This window comes from Streptomyces sp. NPDC046261 (assembly GCF_040646235.1).
Lineage (GTDB): Bacteria > Actinomycetota > Actinomycetes > Streptomycetales > Streptomycetaceae > Streptomyces.
This window is the reverse complement of sequence record NZ_JBEYZU010000022.1, coordinates 75978-96670: the sequence shown is the minus strand read 5'-3', so window position 1 is coordinate 96670 and position 20693 is coordinate 75978. Positions and strand designations below refer to the sequence as shown.

The following is a 20693-nucleotide window of genomic DNA, read 5'->3' as shown; positions in this document are numbered from 1 at the left end:
GTGGCCGTCATTGGCGCAAAAAGAGCGCCGCGTCTCGATCGACGGCGCCGTGCGACCCCGTAATTGTTAGCGGCAGCGAAAACCCCTGGCAATCATGTGACCTACTACCCCACCCCGTAAAACACCCCCACACAACACCCACCACCCCACCGAATACACCCCGCCTCTTACTAAAGAAAGGGGAAGGTGATCCGGGCCCTATGGGCGGCCTCACACACCACACCCCTCGATCTCACCCTGTGCCGAGGCTCGGTCACGCGGCGCAGAGGCTTCACTCCCCCGCCGGGCCGCCTTCGCGCGGGGTCGCCTTGTGCTCGCGCCAGCGGGTCAGGATCTGGTGGAACTCCTTCTGCAGGAACTCCATGAACTCGGCGGTCTCCGCCACCCGCGCCCCCGCGGGAGTGCCGGGCCCCAGCGTGGCCGCGCCCTCGCGCAGGATGCCTTCCCAGCGGGTCAGCAGCTGGTCACGGCGGGTGAGGGTCTCGTACCAGACGTCGCTGTAGAGGCGGTAGCGGTCGCGTCTGGACCCCGGCTCGCGTTCGCGGCCGATCATGTTGACGTGCGTGAGGTAGCGGACGGCTCCGGAGATCGCCGCCGGGCTGATCCGCAGCTGTTCGGCGAGCTCGGCGGAGGTCATCGCGCCGGAGTCGGAGGCCAGGAGCGCCGCGAAGACGCGGGACGCCATGCGCTGCATGCCGGCGTCGGTCAGCTCGCCCGCGAACCGCTCGACGAAACGCGACACCGCCTCCTGATCCCGCCGGCGGTCGCGATCCTCGTCGCTCCCCTGCCCGTGACCACGGTTCGCCACCTCGGCCGCATCGCCCATCACTCGTCATCTCCCCTGTCGCGCACGTCTGTCCCGCACGTCGGTCCGGTCGGTCCTCCAGGTCAATTTACAAGCTTTCCAGCCTTCACAACTTTCTGAAATCAGCGTACGTTCGAGGTATGACGCCTGCAATCTCCGCGTCCGGCCTCCGCAAGTCGTTCGGCCGGACCTGTGCGCTGGACGGCCTCGATCTCACCGTCGAGGCCGGTGAGGTCCACGGCTTCCTCGGCCCCAACGGCGCGGGCAAGTCGACCACCATCCGGATCCTCCTGGGACTGCTGCGCGCGGACGGCGGCGCCGCCCAGGTGCTCGGCAGGGACCCCTGGCACGACGCCGTGGAGCTGCACCGCCGCGTGGCATACGTGCCGGGCGACGTGACCTTGTGGCGCAACCTCTCGGGCGGCGAGGTCATCGACCTGTTCGTGCGGCTGCGCGGTGGCTGCGACCCGGCCCGGCGCGCGGAACTGCTGGAACGCTTCGAGCTCGATCCGACGAAGAAAGGGCGCGCCTACTCCAAGGGAAACCGGCAGAAGGTCGCCCTGGTGGCGGCGTTCGCCTCCGACGTCGACGTGCTCGTCCTCGACGAACCGACCTCCGGCCTCGACCCGCTGATGGAAGAGGTCTTCCGGCAGTGCGTCGCCGAGGAGCGCGAGCGCGGCCGCACGGTGCTGCTGTCCAGCCACGTGCTCAGCGAGGTGGAGGCGCTGTGCGACCGGGTCAGCATCATCCGCAAGGGGGTGACCGTGGAGAGCGGCTCGCTCACGGACCTGCGGCACCTGACGCGTACGTCGGTCACCGCCGAGCTGGCGAGCGCGCCGAACGGGCTCGCGCGGCTGCCCGGCGTCCATGACCTCACCGTGCGCGCCCTGCCCGGGGGCGAGCTGCGGCAGGTCAGGTTCCAGGTCGACGCGGCCGGCCTCGATGCCGCGCTGCGGCAGCTCGGCGAGTGCGGGGTGCGGGGCCTGACCAGCACCCCGCCCACGCTGGAGGAGCTGTTCCTGCGCCACTACCAGAGCGACGCGCCCTCCGCCGCGGAGAGGACGGCGTCGCGATGAGCACTCTGACCGCCCCGGCCCCCGCCCGCCGGCGTACGGGCCGTCCCTCCCGGCTCACGGGCACCGGAACGCTGCTGCGGCTCGCGCTGCGCCGCGACCGGGTGATGCTGCCGGTCTGGGTCCTGGCCCTGGTCCTGACCGTCCTGGCCACCGCGAACACGTTCGAAACGCTCTACGACACGCCGGCCGACCGTGCCGGTGTGGCCCGGTCGACCAACACCAACGGCTCGCTCCGCGCCCTGTACGGGCCGGTCCTCGGGGACTCCATCGGCGGTCTGGTCGCCTGGCGCATGGTGGCCTTCGGGGGCGTCCTCGCCGCGATCATGAGCTTGGTCATCGTGGTCCGGCACACCCGCGAGGAGGAGGAGACCGGCCGCCAGGAACTGCTGTCCTCCTGCGTCGTCGGCCGCCGGGCGCCGCTGACGTCCGCCCTGCTCACGGCGGTCGCCGCCCATGCCGTGACCGCCCTGCTGATCACCGCCGGCCTGGCCGGCGCGGGGCTGCCGGCCGGCGGGGCCCTCGCGCTCGCGCTGGCGATCAGCGGTACGGGCGTGTGCTTCGCGGGCGTCGCGGCCGTCGTGGCCCAGCTGACCGAGAGCGCACGGTCGGCCAGGGGCATCACGGGCGCCGTGGTGGGCCTCGCGTTCGTGCTCCGGGCGGCGGGGGACGCCGCCGCGGCCGGCGCGACCTCGCCCCTGGTGTGGGTCTCGCCCATCGGCTGGGGCGAGCAGGTCCGGGCCTTCGCGGGCGACCGCTGGTGGGTCCTGCTGCTGCCGTACGCGGCCGCGGCGCTCTCGGCGGCGGCCGCGTACGGGCTCGCCGGGCGGCGCGACATCGGTGCGGGCTTTCTGGCCACCCGGCCGGGCGCCGCGGCCGCGCCCCGGCACCTGGGCGGCGCCCTCGGGCTCGCGTGGCGGCTGCAGCGCGGCTCGCTGCTGGGCTGGGTGTCCGGCTTCGCGGTGGCGGGCGGTGTCTTCGGCGCGGTCACGGACGGCGCCTCCGAGCTCGTGGGCGGCAACGAGAGCACGCGGGAGATCTTCGAGCGGATGGGCGGCCACCAGGGCATCACCGAGGCCTTCCTCTCCTCGATGACCGGCATGCTCGGCATGGTCGCCGCCCTCTACGCGGTCGGCGCCGTGCTGCGGCTGCGGGCGGAGGAGACCGCCGGGCGGGCGGAACCGGTGCTGGCGGGCGCCGTGAGCCGGCTGCGGTGGGCGGCCGGACACCTGGCCTTCGCCTTCCTGGGGACGGCCGTGGTGCTGGGTGCCGGCGGCCTGACGATGGGCCTGGCCTACGGCCTGACGGCCGGGGACGGTGGCCGGCTGCCGGAGGTGCTCGGCGCGGCCCTGGCACAGGCGCCGGCCGCGTGGGCCCTGGCTTCGGTGGCCGTGCTGATCGTCGGGGTCCGCCCGCGGCTGTCGGCGGCCGCGTGGGCGGCGGCGGGGCTCTGTCTGGCCATCGGATGGCTCGGCCCGGCGCTGAAGCTGCCGCAGGCGGCCATGGACCTGTCGCCCTTCGGGCACCTGCCCAGGCTGCCGGGCGCGGAACTCTCCACCGTCCCGTTCCTGTGGCTGCTCGCCGTGACGGCCGTGCTCACCACCGTGGGGCTGGTGGCCCTTAGGCGGCGGGACGTGGGCTGAGCCGGCCACCTGCCACGGTCAGTGCCAGCGGATGTCGCCCAGGGTGCTCAGCGGTGCCCGCTCCGCCAGCGACTCCGGCACCCGCAGGGTGTCCGCCTTGCGCAGGACGGCGGGGAAGCGGAAATGCCCGCGCTCCTCGACCTCGCGCAGGGAGACCTGGAAGACGCGGAATTCGTCCAGATCCAGGGCCTCGACCTGATTGAGGTTCTGGGTCAGCAGGAACGCCTTGCTCTTGAGCTCGCCGCCCTCGCAGAACACGATGACCTTCCAGAACTCGCGGGGAATCTGTATGCCCCGGTACAGGCGGTCGTCGTCCTGGAAGACCGGCCCGCCGAACACGCTCACTTTCAGGTCGTCGACGTCGACGTCGGCGAAGACGGCCTCCTCCAGATCGCCCCACAGCCCGTTCTTGCTGCTCTGATTGAAGTCGTCCATCTGCGGCGTGATGTTGGTGTAGAAGAAGGAGTCCACGTTGGCCTTCTGCGCCTCGGTCGGCCCGCCCCACAGCAGGTCGGCTCTGCGTGCGATGTGGCCGCGGTCGAGCCGGTTCCCTTCGTAGACCTCGTTGCCCACCTGGAAGTCCGCCGGGATCCGCGGATCCTTGACGAATTCGATGCCCGTGCGGCTGAGCTTCTTCAGCGCGCCGCCGTCGGTGTTCCAGGCCACCCAGAACGCGAAGCCCCGCGTGGAGCTCAGGGCCAGCGAGAAGTGCGTGTAGCGGATGATCTCGGAGCCGTCCAGGCGTGCCGCGTCACCGGCGACCGTCGGGTTGAGTTTCGGGGGGTCTATCCGCCGGCCCAGGAAATCGGGGTCGTAGCCGGTGAGGACCTCCGCCGCCTCGGGCACCGGGGGCTGCAGGGTGATCTCGAGTTTCTCGAAGACGGAGGACGGCAGACAGGCCAGCGCGTGCTCGTCCGGGTCGACGCCGCCTTCGCCGCCGAAGTGCAGGCCCGCCAGGATCTTGCCCGGCTTGCCGCGGGGCGTCTTGAACATCCACGCCGCGCCGGAGTCGCCGCCCTGGCTGATCTCGCCGTCGGACGGCATGTTCTCCGGGTCGGGGCCGATCTCGAAGCAGCCGATGGCCTTCTCCCCCACCGATCCGCCGTAATCGAGCTTCACGATGGTGTCGATGCGCCGTACGACGCCGTGGGTGACGCCGGTGGTCCGGCCGCTCTTGATCACCTTGTCGCCGAGCTCCGGCTCGCCCAGTTCCTCCGGTGTGACGCCGAGCTCGGAGATCTCCTTCTCGAAGCGGCGGTCCTTGATCCTCGCAACGGCGCAGTCGCCGGCCACCCCCAGGTGGGAGCGGACCAGGGTGCCCAGGCGGTTGCGGGCAGTGCGGTTGTCGTCGTGCGGGCCGGGCTGGACCACGTCCTCGCCCAGTTTGCCGTCGGGCCCGTGCAGGACGTGCCAGTTGCTCAGCACGTACGGGGTGCCGTCCTTGCGGTCGAAGACGATGCAGCCGATAGTGCCCGCCGACACCTTCACATGGGCGACGCTGACACCCGGAACGATCGGGTCCAGGCGCGTCTTGCGGTCCGGGCTCCGTGCTTCGGGCACGACGCGGACGTGGGGCTGATAGCTGCGTTGTACGACATCGGTCGGCACCTCGACGCCGTCGACCACCACGGACGAGGGCAGGGCCGTGGTGCCCAGCGCCGTGAGCGCTTCCGGTTGCACCTTCTTGTCGACCGTGAACTGGAGGGTGAGCTCCTTGCCCCGCCGGCCGCCCTTCTCCCTGTAGCCGATGCCGATGGAGGACACGTTCGGATCGTTCAGAAAGGCGGGGCCCTGGGTGCGGATGAACTGTCGGAGAGATGCGATCAGTTTGTCCCGCTCGGCGGCCGGTGTTCTGGGCGACGCCTTCTTCTTGGGGGCCATGATGAGGACTTCCTTTCGCCTGCGTCCCCCCGCTGTGGCTTCGGGTTCCGGTCCGGTCGGCGGCCTCCGTTTCCAGCCTGTCACGTCCGGTGGGTAATGGCATTCCGGCCGGGGAGCGCCCCCGGCGGGCCGCCGATTCAAAGGATATGGAGGGGCGTTGAGTATTGTTTATCGCCCGGAATCGGCCCTTCACCCATGGATTCCGGACGTCCGGCCCGACGGCCCGGCTTCCGGGGCCGAGGCGGCCCCTAGCATCGGTCGCGCCTCCCGGGATCCTCCCGGGAGCCTGTGTCAGGGAGGCATTCCTGTGCGCACCATGAAGGTCATCGCCGCACTCGCCCCGCTCGCCCTGGGCGCGATCCTCGCAGCTCCCGGCGGCGCCGTGGCCGCCGGCAAGGACCACGCGCCGGCTCGTGCCCCGCAGGCCGGCGCGGCGGCGTTCGGCACCTTCCTTCTCCAGACCGGCACGGCGCTGCACGAGACGGACGACACCTTCGCCACCGCGACCGCCGACTGGGACCGCGACGGACGGCCCGATCTGGTGGCCGTCAAGAAGAGCCGTACGGGCACCAACAGCACCGAGGTGCACGTCCTCTCCGGCGCCAGCAATTTCCAGAGATTCGTCCTGCAGACGGGTACGGCGTTGCACGAGACGGACGGCACCTTCAGCTTCGCGCTCACCGACTGGGACCGGGACGGACGCCCTGACCTCGTCGCCATCAAAAAGAACCAGACCGGCACCAACAGCACCGAAGTCCACATCCTCTCCGGCGCCAGCAACTACAAGAGATTCATCCTCCAGACCGGCACCGCACTCCACGAAACAGACGACACCTTCGACTTCGCCACCACCGACTGGGACCGCGACGGACGCCCTGACCTCGTCGCCATCAAAAAGAACCAGACCGGCACCAACAGCACCGAAGTCCACATCCTCTCCGGCGCCAGCAACTACAAGAGATTCATCCTCCAGACCGGCACCGCACTCCACGAAACAGACGACACCTTCGACTTCGCCACCACCGACTGGGACCGCGACGGACGCCCCGACCTCGTCGCCATCAAAAAGAACCAGACCGGCACCAACAGCACCGAAGTCCACATCCTCTCCGGCGCCAGCAACTTCCAGCGCTTCACCCTCCAGACCGGCACCGCACTCCACGAGACGGACGGGACCTTCGAGTTCTCCGCCGCGGACTGGAACCGGGACGGGCGTCCGGACCTCGTGGCGGTGAAGAAGAGCCGTACGGGCACGAACAGCACCGAGGTGCACGTCCTGGGCTGAGGCCCCACAGTCGGCTGCCCCTGACCGGAGACATGGGCGCCCGGTCAGGGGCAGCGCTTGACGGCTACGAGGGCCTCGGGGCGGGCTAGATCCGCGGGTCCTCCACGGCGGGGATCAGGTTCCCGGTGCTGCCCGGGGTGAGCGAGCTGCGCGGCGCGGGAGTGGGCTTCTTGCCGCAGAAGGCGGGCTCCAGGACGTTCATCAGGCCCTGTGTGACGGAGCTGTTGTTGGAGGCGTTGGCGAAGGCGACGACCGTTCGCTTGCCGTTCGCGGTGGCGTAGGTCTGCGTCTGGAAGCCCTGGACGATGCCGCCGTGCCCGAAGACCTTGCCGCAGGAGAGGGTGACCTCGCGGACTCCCAGCCCGTAGCCGATCTTCGCCGTTCCGGTGGGCAGCGCGCTCGTCATCTGTCGCAGTGAGGTGTCGGAGACCAGCCCGCCGGCGCTGCCGGCCAGCAGGGTGCTCATGAAGCGGTCGAGGTCGGCGGCGGTGGAGATGATCGCGCCGGCGCTCCAGACCCACGAGGCGGTCTGCTCGGTGGAGTCCAGCAGGGGCTTGCTGCGGTCGTCGTTCGTCAGGTAGCCGGTGATGTGCGGTCCGGCGATGGTCTTCTCGGGTACGACGAAGGAGGTCTGAGCCAGCTTCAGCGGTTCGAAGATCTGCTCGCGCAGCAGTTCGGCGTAGGGCCGTCCGGTGAGGTGCTCGACCGCGAGGGCCATCAGCACGGTATCGGTGTTCGAGTAGGCGTAGTTGGTGCCCGGGGTGTACTGCAGGCCGTGCTTGACCGACATCGCCACGAGGTCCCTGGGCTCGTAGACGTTGTTGCGGATGCGCTTTTCGAAGGCGCTCGTGGTCTCCTCCCCGGCCTGCTCCAGGAGGTCGTTGGTGTGGTCGTACACGCCCGCCCGGTGCTGGAGCACCTGGCGCCCGGTGATGCGCCAGCTCTGCGGAAGCGTGCCCGCGGGCAGGTACTCGCGCAGCGGCTTGTCCAGGTCGAGGCGGCCCTGTTCGACCAGGCGCAGCACCAGTACCGAGGCGAACATCTTGCTGTTGCTGCCGATCCTGAAGCGCAGGTCGGTGTTCATCGCGGTGCCGCCCAGGTCGGCCTTGCCCACGGTCAGCGACTGGTCGAGGCGGGGGTCGTCGTGGTCCTTGATGACCGCGAACGCGCCCGGAGCGCCCCATTCCATGGTGCGCTGCAGCGCGGTGCGCACCGCGGCCGTGTCCGGCGTGGGTGACGTCTGGTCGGCGGAGGCGTGGGTCGCGCCTCCCGTCACCAGCACCGTGGTGGTCGCAATGGTGGCCGCGGCCCGCAGAAGCCCTATTCTCGCCATGCCGAATTTCCCCTGTCCCCTGGTGACTTGATGAGCGCGCCAGGCCCTCGGGCCTCACGCCCGTCAAGATCGTATACGGCGGAGGGAAGGGCTCCGGCCGTCCGTCGATGCCCCACCGGCCGCTCTCCCACCGCCCGGTGGGCCGTGTGCCGCGCCGCGCGGATCCCCTCGTTCGGCACGGCGAATACGCCGAATAACGTTGCGGCACACGGGTGATCAATCCTTTCGGTATTTGATCAGCCGTCCATATGCCTGCACAGTTCGACTAAGCGGAATCTCAAATGTTCCGCGGTTTTCCCAGTCACGACAGTCAGGGGAGTGATCGTGAAGGGCGGATGGAAGCAGTACATGGAAAGGCGTCAGGGGAACGGGCGTCGCCGGCACCCTCTCGCCGATCAGGTATATGACGCGCTGACCGTCGTGATCGTGGTCATCGTCGTCGCCCTCTGCTCACCGGGGCTGAGCCCGGAGGCGCTGGGGCTGATCGGCGTGGTGACGACCGTGGTCGGTTCACGGACCCGGGCACGGGCCGGAGGTTAGAAAGGCGGTGGCGGGTTCGGCCGCACCCGGCCGGGCCGCTCGCGGAAGCGGGGACGGGCCCGGCCGGCCATCGGTGCGGTGCTCCACCGGGTGCGCGGCGACGCCGCCCGGCCCTTCCTGCCGCGGCGCCCCGGCACCCAACGACCGGCGCCGTAGGCCCACTTGACAGCGGTTGCAGACTACTGGCAACCGTTCGTGGATCACACAAGTGGAGGTTCAGCGGCATGAAGACGGTCACCGGGAGACGCTCCTACCGAGGCCGCACCCTGGGCGCGGCCGCGCTGCTCGTCGCCGCGGTCGCGGTGCCCGCCGGCGCCGCGTCCGACGCCCCCTCGGCGGCTTCCCGTACGGGCACGGGCGGCACCGCGCGCAACGTCATCCTGCTGATAGGCGACGGCATGGGGGATTCCGAGATCACCCTGGCCCGCAACTACACGGTGGGGGCGGCCGGCCGGCTCCACATGGACCGGTTACCGATGACCGGCGCCTACACCACGTACGCGGTGGACAAGGACGGACGCCCCGACTACGTCACGGACTCGGCGGCCAGCGCCACGGGCTGGGCCACGGGGCGCAAGACCGTCAACGGCCGCCTCTCCAAGACCCCGGACACGGACCGAGCGGTGCCGACGATCCTGGAGCTCGCACAGCGCAACGGCATGGCGACCGGCAGCGTCACCACCTCCGAGCTCACCGACGCCACGCCCGCCGCGCTGGCCTCGCACGTCACCGACCGCAGCTGCCAGGGGCCCGCGGACATGCGGCAGTGCCCGCGCGACACCGTGGGCCGCGGCGGTCCGGGGTCCATCGCCGAACAGAGCGTCGCGCACCGCGTCGACGTCCTGCTCGGGGGAGGCAGGAGCCGCTTCGACCAGACCATCACCGAGGGGCCGGACCGCGGCCGGACGGTCACGCAGCAGGCGCGGGAGCGGGGTTACCAGGTGGTGACCGACGCCGAGGGGCTGCGCGCGGTACGGCCGGGCCGGCCGGTGCTCGGGCTGTTCGCGCCGGACAGCGTCCCCGTCGAGTGGACGGGCAAGCCCGCGGCCCCCGGCGGCACGGCGCCTCAGCGGTGTGTCACCTCCAACCCCGACCGGCCCGCGGGCACGCCGACCCTGGAGGCGCAGACCCGCAAGGCGATCGAACTCCTCGAGGGCAAGCGGGCCGGCGGCCATGACCGGGGCGTCAAGGGCAAAGACCAAGGCAAGGGCTTTTTCCTGCAGGTCGAGGGTGCCTCGATCGACAAGCAGGACCACGAGGCCGACCCGTGCGGCCAGATCGGCGAGACCGCCGCGTTCGACCGGGCCGTGAAGGTCGCGCGGGAGTACGCCGCGCGGCACCCCGACACGCTGGTCGTCACCACGGCCGACCACGGTCACAGCAGCCAGATCGTGCCGCTGGAGGCCAACCCGCCCGGCCTGTCGGCGACGCTTGTCACCGACGAGGGCGGCCGGATGAAGGTCAGTTACGGCACGGCCCCGGCCGGCCGGGGCCAGAAGCACACCGGCATCCAGGTCCGCATCGCGGCCCAGGGCCCGCAGGCCCACCGCGTGCTCGGCGTCACCGATCAGACGGGGCTGTTCACCACCCTGCGCAAGGCACTCGCCCTGCGCTGAGCGCTGCGCTGAACCCGGCGGTGGGCGCCGCCCAGGTGCGTGGGCCGGCGGTCAGCCGGAGGGCGTGGGCCCCTCCATGTGCTTGCTGATCCATTCGATGGGGCCCATGCCCATGCTGGGCACATAGGTCTTGGCGTTGTGCTCGCCGTCGGGGATCTCCCGCAGCATGGTGTGGACCGGGCCCTTGTTGCCGTAGGCGGACAGGAACTGCTTGGTCGCGGCCATGGACGTCTTCTCCTTGGTGCCGACCTGGAAGGCGAGGTAGACGTCCGGGCCCTTGATGTCGATCAGGTGCTGGGCCAGCACCTTCGGGTTGTTCTCCGCCTTCTCCTTCTCGTGGCCCTTCCACAGCGGCGAGTCCGGGACGATGTCGGGGCCGGAGGCGATGACGGCCTTGAACTTGTCCGGGCGCTTCAGCACGGACTTCAGGCCGGCGAAGGCGCCGGAGGAGGAGCCCATGAAGGCCCAGCCGTCACGGGACTTCAGGGTGCGGAAGTTCTGCTTCATCAGGTCCGGGACGTCCTCGGTCAGCCAGGTGCCCATCTTGGCCTGACCGGGGATGTCGCTGCCGTCGTGGTAGTTCTTCTCGTCCGGGTTGAGGACCGGCATGGCGAGGAGGAAGGGCAGGCTCTTGCCCTGCTTGGACCACTCGGCGATGGAGGACTGCAGCTTGAGGTCGGTGCCCATCCAGTAGTTGTTCGGATAGCCGTTGCCGCCCGGCAGCGCGATCATGACGGGGAAGCCGCTCTTGGCGTACTTCGGGTCGTCGTACTGCTTGGGCGCCCAGACCCAGACCTTGCCCTTGAAGCCGGACTTCTTGCCGTCCAGCGTCACGACGCCGATCTTCGTGCCGTCCGCCAGGGTGTTGGCGACGCGGAAGTCGGCCTTGGGACCGGTCGGCATCAGCGGGCCGGTGCCGGTCTCCCCCGGGGAGCCGCCCGCGGCGCCGTCCTGGCCGAAGCTGAGCGGGTCGCCCTTGTCGGAGAAGACCCCGAAGGAGTCCAGGACCGGCCAGGCGATGAGGCCCAGCGCGGCGACGGCCGCCACGACGACCGGCCATCGCCGGGCGCGGGGGCGGCGGCCGGAGGGCCGGGGGTGATGCTCGGGTGCGTGCGTCATCGTCGTCGGATCCTGTTCAGACCTGGTAGCGGTCGGCGGCGAAGAGGTGCAGGTGGTCCCTGACCCAGGCCGAGGTGCGGGCCAGCCCTTCCTCGAGGCCGACCCGGGGGTGCCAGCCGGCCCACTCGCGGGCCCGGGAGTTGTCGGACAGCAGCCGCTCCACCTCGCTGCCCGCCGGGCGCAGCCGCGCCTCGTCGACGACGATCCGGGCGGGCCGGCCCGACGCGGCGATCAGTGATTGGGCGAGGTCCCCGATGGAGATCTCCCGGCCGGTGCCGAGGTTGACGGCGTGCCCGACGGCCCGGTCGCAGTCCGCGAGGGCGAGGAACCCCTCGGCGGTGTCGGTGACGTAGGTGAAGTCGCGGGTCGGGGTGGTCGAGCCGAGCCGTATCTCCTCGGCGCCGGAGTGCAGTTGGGCGAGGATGGTGGGGATGACGGCCCGCGCGGACTGCCGGGGACCGTAGGTGTTGAAGGGCCGTACGACGGTGACGGGCAGGTCGAAGGAGTGGGCGTAGGACAGGGCCAGCATGTCCGCGCCGATCTTCGAGGCGGAGTACGGCGACTGGGGCTGCAGCGGGTGGTCCTCGCCGATGGGGACGGTCAGGGCGGTCCCGTACACCTCGCTGGTCGAGGTGTGCACCATGCGCCGCACGCCGTGCCGGCGGCAGGCCGCGGCGACGTTCTCCGTACCGGCCACATTCGTTTGCACGTAAGCCTCGGGTGAGGCGTAGCTGTACGGGATGCCGATCAGCGCCGCCAGGTGGAAGACGGTGTCGCAGCCGGCGACGGCGTCCCCCACCCGTCCCGCGTCGCGCACGTCGCCGGCGAGGAACTCCACGGGGGAATCGGGTCCGAGGTAGCGGGCGAGGTGGCCGCGCTCGGCGTACGGCTTGTAGTGGACGAGCACGCGGACACGTGCCCCGCGTGCCACGAGCAGGTCGACGAGCGTCGAGCCGATGAAGCCTTCCGCTCCGGTGACCAGGACGGTCCTCTCCTGCCAGGTGGGCGTCTCGCTCATGAGTGGGTCCTTACGACGGTGTGGGGTGCGCCGGGGGCGCTGGACGGAAGGGGGCCGGCGGGTGCGCGGCCGGCGAGGCGCAGTACCCAGGCGGCCATCAGGTCGGCCGCGACGGCGTGGGTGCCCGGGTCCGCGGCGGCGCTCATCGCCGCCAGCCGCGCGGGGTCCGCGAGCAGCGGTTCGATCAGTTCGGCGAGCCGGTCGCCGCTGACGTGGTCGTCGGGCAGCAGCAGGCCGGCGCCGGCGTCGGACAGGACCCGGGCGTTGTGGGTCTGGTGGTCGTGCGGGGCGTGGGGGTAGGGCACCAGGACCGCCGGTGTCCGGGTGGCGGCCAGCTCCGCGACGGTCGCGGAGCCGGCCCGGCAGACCACGAGGTCCGCGGCGGCGTAGGCGAGGTCCATCCGGTCGAGGTAGCCGACCGCCGTGGTGACGCGCTCGCAGCCCTCGGCGGTGAGCCGGTCCCGGGTCTCCCGCAGTGCCTTCGGCCCGGTCTTGATCACGAGGTGGACGTCGGGCCGCTCGCGCCAGCGCCGGGCCAGCTCGAGCGCGGCCTCGGTCAGTCGCGCCGCGCCCAGGCTGCCGCCGTTGAACAGCACCGTGCGAGCCCCGGGCGGCACCGCGAAGGACTGCCGTGCCTGGGCGCGCAGCGCCGTCCGGGCGGCCGGGTCCAGGCCCGCGACGGATCCGACCAGGGGCATGCCGACCGTTTCGGCGCGTGCCCCGGCGCGTGCCGCCAGGTGTACGCGGCTGCGGTCGAAGGCGAGGGCGACGTGCGGGGTCAGGGCGGTGGCGAAGCGGTTGGCGCGGCCGGGCACGGCGTTGGACTCGTGGACGAGCGCGGGCCGGCCCGCCAGGCGGGCGCCCAGCACCGCGGGGGCGCTGGGGTAGCCGCCCATGCCGACGACCACCTGGGCGCCCTGCTCCTCGATCACGCGGCGCGCCTGTAGGCCCGAGCGCAGCAGGTCGGCGGGGAGCAGGAAGCGGCGGGAGCCCAGCGAGGGGTCGAAGGGGATCATGTCGACCGTGTGCAGCCGGTAGCCGGCGCCGGGTATCAGCCGGCTCTCCAGGCCGCGTTCGGTTCCGATGAAGCTGATGACCGCGTCCGGCACGGCCCGGCGCACCGCGTCGGCGACCGCTATGCCGGGATAGATATGGCCGCCGGTACCGCCCGCTCCGACGACCACCGAAAGGGTGTCGTGTGCTGTAGCCATGACACCGCAGCGTGGCGGGGCGCTTTAAGAGCCTTCTAAGAGCGGCGGGCCCGGTGGCCCCTCCGACGGCTCAGGCGGAGCTGTTCGCGCCGCGGGCCGCCGCCACGAACGCGGTGATGAGGGCCGGGTCCTTGACGCCCCGGTCGGCCTCGACGCCGCTGGAGACGTCCACGCCCCAGGGGGAGAGTTCGCGTACGGCCCGGGCGACGTTGCCGGCGTCCAGTCCTCCGGCCAGGATCCAGCGGCCCTGGGGCGGGACGAACCGTGGGTCGCTCCAGTCCCAGGCGCGGCCCGATCCGGGTGCGGGGGCGTCCAGCAGCAGCATCTGTTCCCCCAGCGCGCCGCAGCGTTCGGGCCGGCCGGGGTGGGGGGCGGTCGCCCGCAGGAGGGTGTAGCCCGCCTGCCGCAGGGCGGTGTAGTACTCCGGGCCCTCGTCGCCGTGCAGTTGTACGGCGCGCAGTCCTGCGGCGGCCGCCAGGGAGGTGACCTCGTCGAGGGGCTGGCGGCGGAAGACTCCGACGGTCAGGACGTGTGGCGGCACGCGCTCCGCCAGTTCGCGCGCCTCGGCCGCGCCGACGAGGCGGGGGCTGGGCGCGAAGACGAAGCCGATGGCGTCCGCTCCGGCGGTCACCGCGGCGTCCACGTCGCGGGCCGTACGCAGCCCGCAGATCTTGATGAACAGCTCACTCGCCTCCTCGTGCCGACGCTCGTGGGCAGCCTACGTCAGGGTCGTGACACCCCGGCGGTGGGCTTCGCGCATCTGAGCGGCGCCCGAGCGCACCGCCCAGAAGAAGATGCCCAGCGAGACGGCGGCGACGGTGAGGGAGTCGTAGGGGGCGGGCAGATGGCCGGAGCCCTTGAAGGTGCCCAGCCATGACAGCAGGGTCAGCAGGGCGAGGTGGACGACCAGCCAGGTGCCCTCGCGCAGTTCGTCGGCGAGCGGGCGGGTCGGCCGGCCAGGGGGGTTGGAGCGTCGCATCAGCAGGTAGATCAGCAGGCCGGCCAGGACCAGGGGCAGGGCGAGCCGCAGGTCGTGCCAGCCCGACCAGTACACGAACTCGCTGGAGATGACGAAGCTGACGGGCGCGATCCAGCGCAGGCCCGGTACCCATCCCGCCATCGTGGTGTCCGGGTCCGCCCGGAAGACGGCGACGGCGACGGCCGAGGCGGCATAGATCAGGAGGTACATGTCGCCCATGATGCTGACGATGCTCTGCCAGCCGCCGAACGGGAGCAGGAAGACCACGATCACGGCGAGGTTCAGCAGCAGGGCCCGGTGCGGAATGCCGTCGCGGCTGCTGACCTGCATGAAGGCCCGGGGCAGCGTGCCGTTCTTGGCGAGGGCGTAGGTGTGGCGGGCGTTGAGCGCCACACCGACGTACGCCGATCCGCCGGGTGAGACGACCGCGTCGGCGTAGAGCAGGCTGGAAAGCCAGTGGAGATTGAGGACGATCGCCAATTGGCCGAACGGGGACTCGAAGTCGACGCCCTTCCAGCCGTGCCCGAGCAGGTTTTCGGGAACGGTGAAGAGGAAGGCCAGTTGCAAACCGAGATACATCAGCAGGGCCAGGGCGATGGCGGTGAGAACCGCGGCCGGGAGGGTGCGGCGGGGATCGCGGGTCTCGCCGGAGAAGTCGAGTGCGGCCTGGAATCCGTTGACCGAATAGACGATGCCGCCGCCGGCGAGTGCGGAGAGGCAGGCCGCATAGCCGTAGGGGGCGAATCCGCCGTGGTCGCCCAGGCGTCCGGAGTGCCATCCGGAGGCGAAGAGGGCGATGACGGTGACCACCGGAACGACGATTTTGAACACCGCCACGAGATTGTTCAGCCGCGCGAATGTCCTGACCGCGAACCAGTTCAGCGCGGTCAGCAGGACGCTCAGGGCGACGGCGAGGCCCAGGCCCGTGGGGGTGAGCGTGCGGCCGGCGTAGATGTCCGGCAGGTAGTGGTCGGCGTACTGCATGATGGCGCTGATCTCGGCGGCGGTGCCGCCCACCGACAGCAGCACGGACCAGCCGATGAGCGTGCCGACCAGCTGTCCCCCGGTGTACAGCGGCCAGCGGACCGTGCCGCCGCCTTCCGGCCGGGACGCGCCGAGCTCGATCATGACGAGCGCCACCAGGCCGCAGAGCACGCCCGCGCCCACCCAGGTCAGCAGCGCCGCGGGGCCTGCCGTCCGGGCCGCGTACAGGGCGGCGAACAGCCAGCCGGAGCCCACGATGTTGGAGAAGCCGATCGCCGTCAGGCCCCAGTAGCCGAGGTCGCGGTGGAGCCGCCGTTCCTGGACGATCACTTCGGGAGCACCGGCGTCGGCCGGCATCCGGTGTTCCGTCACGGGGTGGTCCTCCTGTTTCTCGGCCGGCCGAACTGGGGCCGTTCCCGGGCCCGCTGACGGCATCGCACCGGGCCAATATTCGGAATAGTCGAATCCGTTTCTACCGCTCCGGAACAGCCTTGTTGAAAAAGTTTCGGCTGGGTAGCCTGACCGCTGATCATCGACAATGGGGCCCCTTCAGGAAAGCCCGCAACGCCGTAAAAGGAATTCTTCATGCTCAAGCGCGCCCGTGCCGGCGTCATCTTCGCCTCCTCCCTGGTCGCCGCGATAGGCCTGGCCACTCCCGCCTCCGCGGCGACCCCCTCGACCGGGGACGCCTCGGTCCAGGCGGCGGCCGCCGGTATCCGCAACGCCGGGCCCTCGTGCACCTCCCTGTCCAACGGAACGTTCTGTGTGGGCCTCATCGACAACGGCCGCACCGTGAACCTGGTGTACGGCAAGACCGGTGGCGGCAAGGTCACCGTCAAGTTCGGCTACAAGATGGGCAACACGAGCCGCTTCAGCGAGGGCTTCACGGTCAGCAAGGGCCAGACGAAGGTCTACGCCTTCAAGAACCAGAACCTGGGCTGCAACAACGTCATCGGCATCCTGTCCGTGGCCGACCAGGGCCGGTTCGAAACCCCGCCGCTGCACAACACCAACTGCTGAGCGGACATTTTCTGCGACGGGGTGCGGCGCGCGGGGGCCGCACCCCCGGCGGCGGCGCGACCGCATTGACAACCGCGGCGCGTCAATAGCCGCTCATCAGGTGTTGGACCGGCGTCCACGGGCGCGGTGAGGGTGGGGGCATGCCTCCAGAGCCCCTCGCGCGCACCCCCTTGTTCGCCACGGCCGGTGCCACGCTCGTCGCCGTGGACCGCGGCCGTCCGCCGGGCGCGCGGCACCGCGTCCACGGCCCCTACGCCCGCATCTTCTCCGTCCCCGGCACCCGCGCCTTCACCGCGTGGAACCTCCTCGGGCGACTGCCCATGGGGATGTTCGGCGTCAGCGCCGTACTGATGATCTCGGCCGCGCGCGGGTCGTACGCGCTCGCCGGGGCCGTCGTCGCGACCGGGCTCGCCGCGACAGCCGTCGTCGGGCCGTGGACCGCCCGGCTCGTGGACCGCCACGGCCAGGCCCGCGTCGCCGTGCCCGCGGCCCTGGCCGCCGCGTTGGGCTCCCTGGCCCTGGTGGTGTGCGTACGGTCCGGGGCGCCCGCGTGGACGCTGTTCGCCGCGTACGCCGCGACGGCGACCACGCCCAACACCGGCGGCATGTCCCGCGCCCGCTGGGCGCACCTCTTCCGGGACGATCCGGCCGCCCTGCACACCGCGAACTCCTTCGAACAGGCCGCGGACGAGGCGTGCTTCATGCTGGGCCCCGTGGTCGCCGCCTTCCTGTGCACGGCCCTGTTCCCCGAGGCGGGCACGCTCACCGGCGCCGTCCTCTTCCTGACCGGCACGTTGCTCTTCGCCGCGCAACGCCGCACCGAACCACCGGTGACCGCCCGGCCGTCGGCCTCCCGGCCGCTCCTGCGCGGCAACCGGGGGCTCGGCCTGGTGCTGGCCGTCTTCGTGTGCACCGGCATGCTCTTCGGCTCGCTGGAGGTCGTGACCATCGCCTTCGCCGACGACGCGGGTCACCGCCCCGCGGCGGGCGTCGTGCTGGGCCTGCAGGCGGCCGGGTCCTGTGTCGCGGGGCTGCTGTACGGTCTGGCCCGCCCGGCGGGTCCGGCCGGCGCCCGCTTCCCCCGCTGCCTGGCCGCGATGGCCGCCCTGGCCCTCCTGCCGCTCCTCGCGGCCACCACCGGCGGCCTCCTCGCCCTGGCGGGCGCACTGCTCCTGGCGGGCATGGCCACCGCGCCGGCCATGGTCACCGGCATGGCCCTGGTCCAGGGCCTGACGCCGCCGGGCCGGCTGAACGAGGGGATGACCCTGGCCGTGACCGCGCTGCTGACCGGCATCGCGGCCGGTTCGGCGACCGGCGGCTGGTGCGCGGAACACCTCGAAGCGGCCACCGCCTTCGCGGTGCCCGCCACGGCCGCCGCCCTGGCCCTGCTCACCGCGGCGGCCGGCCGGGCGGCCCTGGGCGCCGGGCCGGTGACCCGCGGGACGGATACGGACAGCCCGTGACCCGGAGGACGGCCCGCCCGTACCTCCCGCATACCGTGCACCCGTGTACGGAACGACAGCGACAGACAGGGCGCCCCTGGGCGGGCGCGATCCGGGTGCCGTGCTGGCGGTGGTCGCCGCGGCGGCCACCGGGCTGAGTGCGACGAGCTTGTGGTGGGCGCTGCCGGCCATGGGCGCCGCCTTTCTCGCGGGGCATCGCTCGGGGCGCACCCTGCCGATGGTGGTCGCCCTGAGCGTGCTGGTCGTCGCGGGGGCGGCCGCGGTGGTGGCCGTGCCGGCGCTGCTGGCGCTGGGCAGCCGGTTCGTCGCCATGGTGGTGGGGGCCGCGCTGCTGCCCTGGTTCGCGGGCCGGTTGTGGCGCCAGTACCAGGAGCTGGTCCGGGCGGGCTGGTCCCGGGCGGAACAGCTCGAGCGCGAGCAGCGGCTGGTCGCCGAGCAGGCCCGGCTGCGTGAACGGGCCCGTATCGCCCAGGACATGCACGACGCGCTCGGTCACGACCTCAGCCTGATCGCGCTGTCGGCCGGCGCGCTCAAGCTCGCCCCCGGCCTGGCGCAGGAGCACCGGGCGGCCGCGGAGGACGTCCGGGCGCGGGCGGCGACGGCCGTCGAACGGCTGGGCGAGGTGATCGGCATCCTGCGCGAGGAGGCGGAGACGGCGCCGGCGGAGCCCGCGGACTTCCGCGTCGCGCGCCTGGTGGAGGGCGCGGCCGCCTCGGGGCTGGTCGTGACGCTGCACACCGACGGCCGGGAGCACGAGGTGCCGGGCGTCGTCGAACGGGCCGCCCACCGGGTGGTGCAGGAGGCGCTGACGAACGTCGCCAAGCACGCGCCCGGCGCGAGCGCGACGGTCCGCGTCACGCACACGGCAGCCGAGACCGTGGTGTCGGTGGAGAACTCCCCCGCGCCGGCCGCCCCCGCCGGCCGCCTGCGCGGGGGCGGCCGGGGCCTGGTCGGCCTGGACGAGCGGGTGCGGCTGACCGGTGGCACGTTCGGCCACGGCCCGCGCGAGGACGGCGGGTTCACCGTCACCGCCCGCCTGCCGCACGCCGCCGTGCGGCAGCCGCCGGGGCCGCCGGCCGCCGCGCTGGCCCCCGTCGCTCTGCCCCCGGAGCACCGGCGGGCGCGCCGCCGTGCGGGGCGGGCGCTGGCCGCCGCGGTCGTCGTGCCGCTGCTGGCCACGGCGGCGCTGACGGCGGCCCTGGCGGTGTGGGGGTCGCTGACGCTGTCCCACATGGTGCTGGCCCCCGCCGACTACGCCGCGCTCCGGGTGGGGCAGAATCGCTCGGAGGTGGCGGCGTTGCTGCCGGACCGTCAGCTGCCGTACCGCCCGCGGGCGGCCGAACCGAAGGGGCCGGGGATCGAGTGCGAGTACTACGCGGTGACGGCCGACCGGTTCGTCGACAGCTCCGGCGACTCGTACCAGCTCTGCTTCCAGCACGGCCGGCTGATCGGGCTCGCCGTCCTCGGCGGGTGAGCGCGCGATGATCCGCGTCCTGGTCGCCGACGACGAGCCGATGATCCGCGCCGGTGTGCGCGCCGTGCTGTCCACCGACCCGCAGCTGGAGGTCGTCGCGGAGGCGGCGGACGGGCACGAGGCGGTGGAGCTGGTCCGCCGGCACCGCCCCGAGGTGGCCGTGCTCGACATCCGGATGCCGCGGGCGAGCGGCATCGAGGCGGCGGCGCACATCCGCGCCGCCGCGCCCGGCACCGGGGTCGTGATGCTCACGACGTTCGGCGAGGACGACTACATCCTCCAGGCGCTGGCGGGCGGCGCCTCCGGATTCCTGGTCAAGTCCGGTCCGCCCGAGGAACTGGTCGCGGGCGTACGGGCGGTGGCCCAGGGCGCCGCCTACCTGTCACCGAAGGTCGCCGCCCGGGTGGTGGCCCATCTGGCCGCGACCGGTGCCGGGACCGCGGCCGGGCGGCGTGCCGCCGCCCGCGAGCGGGTCGCCGCCCTCACCGGGCGGGAACGGGACGTGCTGTCCTATCTGGGCGCCGGGCTGTCCAACGCTCAGATCGCCCGGCGCCTGCACGTGGTGGAAGGCACCGTCAAGGCGCACGTCAGCTCGATCCTGGCCCGCCTGGGCGTGGACAACCGGGCCGCGGCCGCGGTCGTGGCCCACGAAGCGGGCATGAGTGCCCCGCCGGCTCCCGCCGGGCCGTGACACCAGCGGCGCCACCAGCCTGACGGCGAACGGCGGCAGCACCAGCATCGCGGCGGCCGCCACCGCCCCGCCCAGCACGGCACCGGCCAGCACGTCGTGCGGGTAGTGCACGCCCACCGCCACGCGCAGCAGCGCGGCGAGCCCGGCCAGCGGCAGGGTCACGGCGGCGAGCCGGGGCCGCAGGACGGCCAGGCCCACGGCCAGCGCGGCGGCGAGGGTGGCGTGGTTGCTGGGGAAGGACCAGTCCCCCACCTCCGGGCACGGCTCGAGCGCGGTGACGCCCCCCAGAGCCCGGCAGGGGCGCTCCTCGTCGACCGCCACCTTCAATGCCTCGCTGACGGCGTAGGCGACCACCGTGCCCGCGCCCGCCGTCAGCACGCCGGCGAGCGTGGCCGGGTCGCGGTGGCGCCACCCGGTCCAGGCCGTCCACATCAGCAGCAGTCCGAGCACCACCAGCGTGCCGTCGGTGGCCAGGCCCATCAGCGACCCCGCCCAGCCCGGTGCGTCCGCGGCGCCCTGGGCCACCGACCGGTAGACGGACGCCGACGTCCCGGCGGT

Annotated in this window: 18 protein-coding genes and 1 pseudogene; 10 read left to right on the top strand and 9 right to left on the bottom strand. The window is 72.3% G+C overall.

Annotated features, from left to right (window positions below; all coding sequences use genetic code 11):
• Positions 1-271: 271 nt before the first annotated feature.
• A complete protein-coding gene (locus ABZ956_RS27090) occupies positions 272-829 on the bottom strand; it encodes a MarR family transcriptional regulator (protein ID WP_361898888.1) in 558 nt (185 codons plus the stop codon).
• 116 nt (positions 830-945) lie between these two features.
• On the opposite strand from ABZ956_RS27090, the gene ABZ956_RS27085 reads away from it, so the two are divergent.
• Together ABZ956_RS27085 and ABZ956_RS27080 are read left to right on the top strand one after the other, a co-directional pair.
• Positions 946-1881, top strand: coding sequence for an ABC transporter ATP-binding protein (locus tag ABZ956_RS27085; RefSeq protein WP_361898886.1), 936 nt, complete (start codon positions 946-948; stop codon positions 1879-1881).
• Positions 1878-3521 (top strand): ABC transporter permease, encoded by a 1644-nt coding sequence (locus tag ABZ956_RS27080; RefSeq protein ID WP_361898883.1) that lies wholly within the window; start codon positions 1878-1880, stop codon positions 3519-3521. Before ABZ956_RS27085 ends, ABZ956_RS27080 begins: the two co-directional genes overlap by 4 nt.
• A gap of 18 nt (positions 3522-3539) precedes the next feature.
• On the opposite strand, the gene ABZ956_RS27075 is transcribed toward ABZ956_RS27080, so the two are convergent.
• The gene (locus ABZ956_RS27075) at positions 3540-5402 is read right to left on the bottom strand and encodes a DNA/RNA non-specific endonuclease (protein ID WP_361898880.1); all 1863 of its coding nucleotides are present in this window, start codon (positions 5400-5402) and stop codon (positions 3540-3542) included.
• A 316-nt stretch (positions 5403-5718) separates the two neighbouring features.
• Between ABZ956_RS27075 and ABZ956_RS27070 the strand changes: the two genes are divergently transcribed.
• A complete protein-coding gene (locus ABZ956_RS27070; protein ID WP_361898912.1) occupies positions 5719-6687 on the top strand; it encodes a VCBS repeat-containing protein in 969 nt (322 codons plus the stop codon).
• A gap of 85 nt (positions 6688-6772) precedes the next feature.
• Here ABZ956_RS27070 and ABZ956_RS27065 read toward each other — a convergent pair whose 3' ends face one another.
• Positions 6773-8020: a serine hydrolase domain-containing protein gene (locus ABZ956_RS27065; RefSeq protein ID WP_361898877.1), complete on the bottom strand. Its 1248-nt coding sequence runs from the start codon at positions 8018-8020 to the stop codon at positions 6773-6775.
• A 348-nt stretch (positions 8021-8368) separates the two neighbouring features.
• Here ABZ956_RS27065 and ABZ956_RS27060 point away from each other — a divergent pair, with 348 nt between their 5' ends.
• Entirely contained in the window at positions 8369-8560 is a 192-nt protein-coding gene (locus ABZ956_RS27060; protein ID WP_361898874.1) for a hypothetical protein, read from the top strand.
• Positions 8561-8784: 224 nt separating this feature from the next.
• On the top strand, positions 8785-10176 hold the full coding sequence (locus ABZ956_RS27055; protein ID WP_361898871.1) for an alkaline phosphatase: 1392 nt from the start codon (positions 8785-8787) through the stop codon (positions 10174-10176).
• Positions 10177-10227: 51 nt separating this feature from the next.
• Here ABZ956_RS27055 and ABZ956_RS27050 read toward each other — a convergent pair whose 3' ends face one another.
• The 5 genes from ABZ956_RS27050 to ABZ956_RS27030 all read right to left on the bottom strand — a co-directional run bounded on the left by ABZ956_RS27050 (position 10228) and on the right by ABZ956_RS27030 (position 15844).
• A complete protein-coding gene (locus ABZ956_RS27050) occupies positions 10228-11295 on the bottom strand; it encodes an alpha/beta hydrolase-fold protein (RefSeq protein ID WP_361898868.1) in 1068 nt (355 codons plus the stop codon).
• A 16-nt stretch (positions 11296-11311) separates the two neighbouring features.
• Complete coding sequence (locus tag ABZ956_RS27045) at positions 11312-12313, bottom strand: SDR family NAD(P)-dependent oxidoreductase (protein WP_361898865.1); 1002 nt, start codon at positions 12311-12313, stop codon at positions 11312-11314.
• Positions 12310-13524, bottom strand: a complete 1215-nt coding sequence (locus tag ABZ956_RS27040) for a UDP-N-acetylglucosamine--N-acetylmuramyl-(pentapeptide) pyrophosphoryl-undecaprenol N-acetylglucosamine transferase (protein ID WP_361898862.1) — start codon at positions 13522-13524, stop codon at positions 12310-12312. Before ABZ956_RS27040 ends, ABZ956_RS27045 begins: the two co-directional genes overlap by 4 nt.
• A gap of 70 nt (positions 13525-13594) precedes the next feature.
• On the bottom strand, positions 13595-14206 hold the full coding sequence (locus tag ABZ956_RS27035; RefSeq protein ID WP_361898909.1) for a phosphoribosylanthranilate isomerase: 612 nt from the start codon (positions 14204-14206) through the stop codon (positions 13595-13597).
• A gap of 36 nt (positions 14207-14242) precedes the next feature.
• Positions 14243-15844, bottom strand: coding sequence for an APC family permease (locus ABZ956_RS27030; protein WP_361898906.1), 1602 nt, complete (start codon positions 15842-15844; stop codon positions 14243-14245).
• A 228-nt stretch (positions 15845-16072) separates the two neighbouring features.
• On the opposite strand from ABZ956_RS27030, the gene ABZ956_RS27025 reads away from it, so the two are divergent.
• From ABZ956_RS27025 to ABZ956_RS27010, 4 genes are all read left to right on the top strand, one after another.
• The gene (locus ABZ956_RS27025; protein ID WP_361898859.1) at positions 16073-16507 is read left to right on the top strand and encodes a hypothetical protein; all 435 of its coding nucleotides are present in this window, start codon (positions 16073-16075) and stop codon (positions 16505-16507) included.
• 140 nt (positions 16508-16647) lie between these two features.
• A complete protein-coding gene (locus ABZ956_RS27020) occupies positions 16648-17970 on the top strand; it encodes an MFS transporter (RefSeq protein WP_361898856.1) in 1323 nt (440 codons plus the stop codon).
• A gap of 169 nt (positions 17971-18139) precedes the next feature.
• Positions 18140-19444: a histidine kinase gene (locus ABZ956_RS27015; RefSeq protein WP_361898903.1), complete on the top strand. Its 1305-nt coding sequence runs from the start codon at positions 18140-18142 to the stop codon at positions 19442-19444.
• Positions 19445-19451: 7 nt separating this feature from the next.
• Positions 19452-20135, top strand: a complete 684-nt coding sequence (locus ABZ956_RS27010; protein WP_361898854.1) for a response regulator transcription factor — start codon at positions 19452-19454, stop codon at positions 20133-20135.
• Positions 20136-20234: 99 nt separating this feature from the next.
• On the opposite strand, the pseudogene ABZ956_RS27005 reads toward ABZ956_RS27010, so the two are convergent.
• A pseudogene (locus ABZ956_RS27005) lies at positions 20235-20567 on the bottom strand (phosphatase PAP2 family protein); the annotation flags it as partial.
• Between ABZ956_RS27005 and ABZ956_RS27000 the strand changes: the two are divergent.
• Entirely contained in the window at positions 20491-20670 is a 180-nt protein-coding gene (locus ABZ956_RS27000; RefSeq protein WP_361898915.1) for a hypothetical protein, read from the top strand. The pseudogene ABZ956_RS27005 and the gene ABZ956_RS27000 sit on opposite strands and share 77 nt — an antisense overlap.
• The last annotated feature ends 23 nt before the right edge of the window (positions 20671-20693 follow it).

Excerpts from the sequence above, each read along its gene's own strand:
- ABZ956_RS27060 (WP_361898874.1), top strand. The coding sequence starts at position 8,369 with ATGGAAAGGCGTCAGGGGAACGGGCGTCGCCGGCACCCTCTCGCCGAT.
- ABZ956_RS27075 (WP_361898880.1), bottom strand. The coding sequence starts at position 5,402 with ATGGCCCCCAAGAAGAAGGCGTCGCCCAGAACACCGGCCGCCGAGCGG.
- ABZ956_RS27050 (WP_361898868.1), bottom strand. The coding sequence starts at position 11,295 with ATGACGCACGCACCCGAGCATCACCCCCGGCCCTCCGGCCGCCGCCCC.
- ABZ956_RS27080 (WP_361898883.1), top strand. The coding sequence starts at position 1,878 with ATGAGCACTCTGACCGCCCCGGCCCCCGCCCGCCGGCGTACGGGCCGT.
- ABZ956_RS27025 (WP_361898859.1), top strand. The coding sequence starts at position 16,073 with ATGCTCAAGCGCGCCCGTGCCGGCGTCATCTTCGCCTCCTCCCTGGTC.
- ABZ956_RS27085 (WP_361898886.1), top strand. The coding sequence starts at position 946 with ATGACGCCTGCAATCTCCGCGTCCGGCCTCCGCAAGTCGTTCGGCCGG.
- ABZ956_RS27040 (WP_361898862.1), bottom strand. The coding sequence starts at position 13,524 with ATGGCTACAGCACACGACACCCTTTCGGTGGTCGTCGGAGCGGGCGGT.
- ABZ956_RS27015 (WP_361898903.1), top strand. The coding sequence starts at position 18,140 with ATGGGCGCCGCCTTTCTCGCGGGGCATCGCTCGGGGCGCACCCTGCCG.
- ABZ956_RS27065 (WP_361898877.1), bottom strand. The coding sequence starts at position 8,020 with ATGGCGAGAATAGGGCTTCTGCGGGCCGCGGCCACCATTGCGACCACC.
- ABZ956_RS27030 (WP_361898906.1), bottom strand. The coding sequence starts at position 15,844 with ATGCCGGCCGACGCCGGTGCTCCCGAAGTGATCGTCCAGGAACGGCGG.
- ABZ956_RS27010 (WP_361898854.1), top strand. The coding sequence starts at position 19,452 with ATGATCCGCGTCCTGGTCGCCGACGACGAGCCGATGATCCGCGCCGGT.
- ABZ956_RS27055 (WP_361898871.1), top strand. The coding sequence starts at position 8,785 with ATGAAGACGGTCACCGGGAGACGCTCCTACCGAGGCCGCACCCTGGGC.
- ABZ956_RS27020 (WP_361898856.1), top strand. The coding sequence starts at position 16,648 with ATGCCTCCAGAGCCCCTCGCGCGCACCCCCTTGTTCGCCACGGCCGGT.
- ABZ956_RS27070 (WP_361898912.1), top strand. The coding sequence starts at position 5,719 with ATGAAGGTCATCGCCGCACTCGCCCCGCTCGCCCTGGGCGCGATCCTC.
- ABZ956_RS27045 (WP_361898865.1), bottom strand. The coding sequence starts at position 12,313 with ATGAGCGAGACGCCCACCTGGCAGGAGAGGACCGTCCTGGTCACCGGA.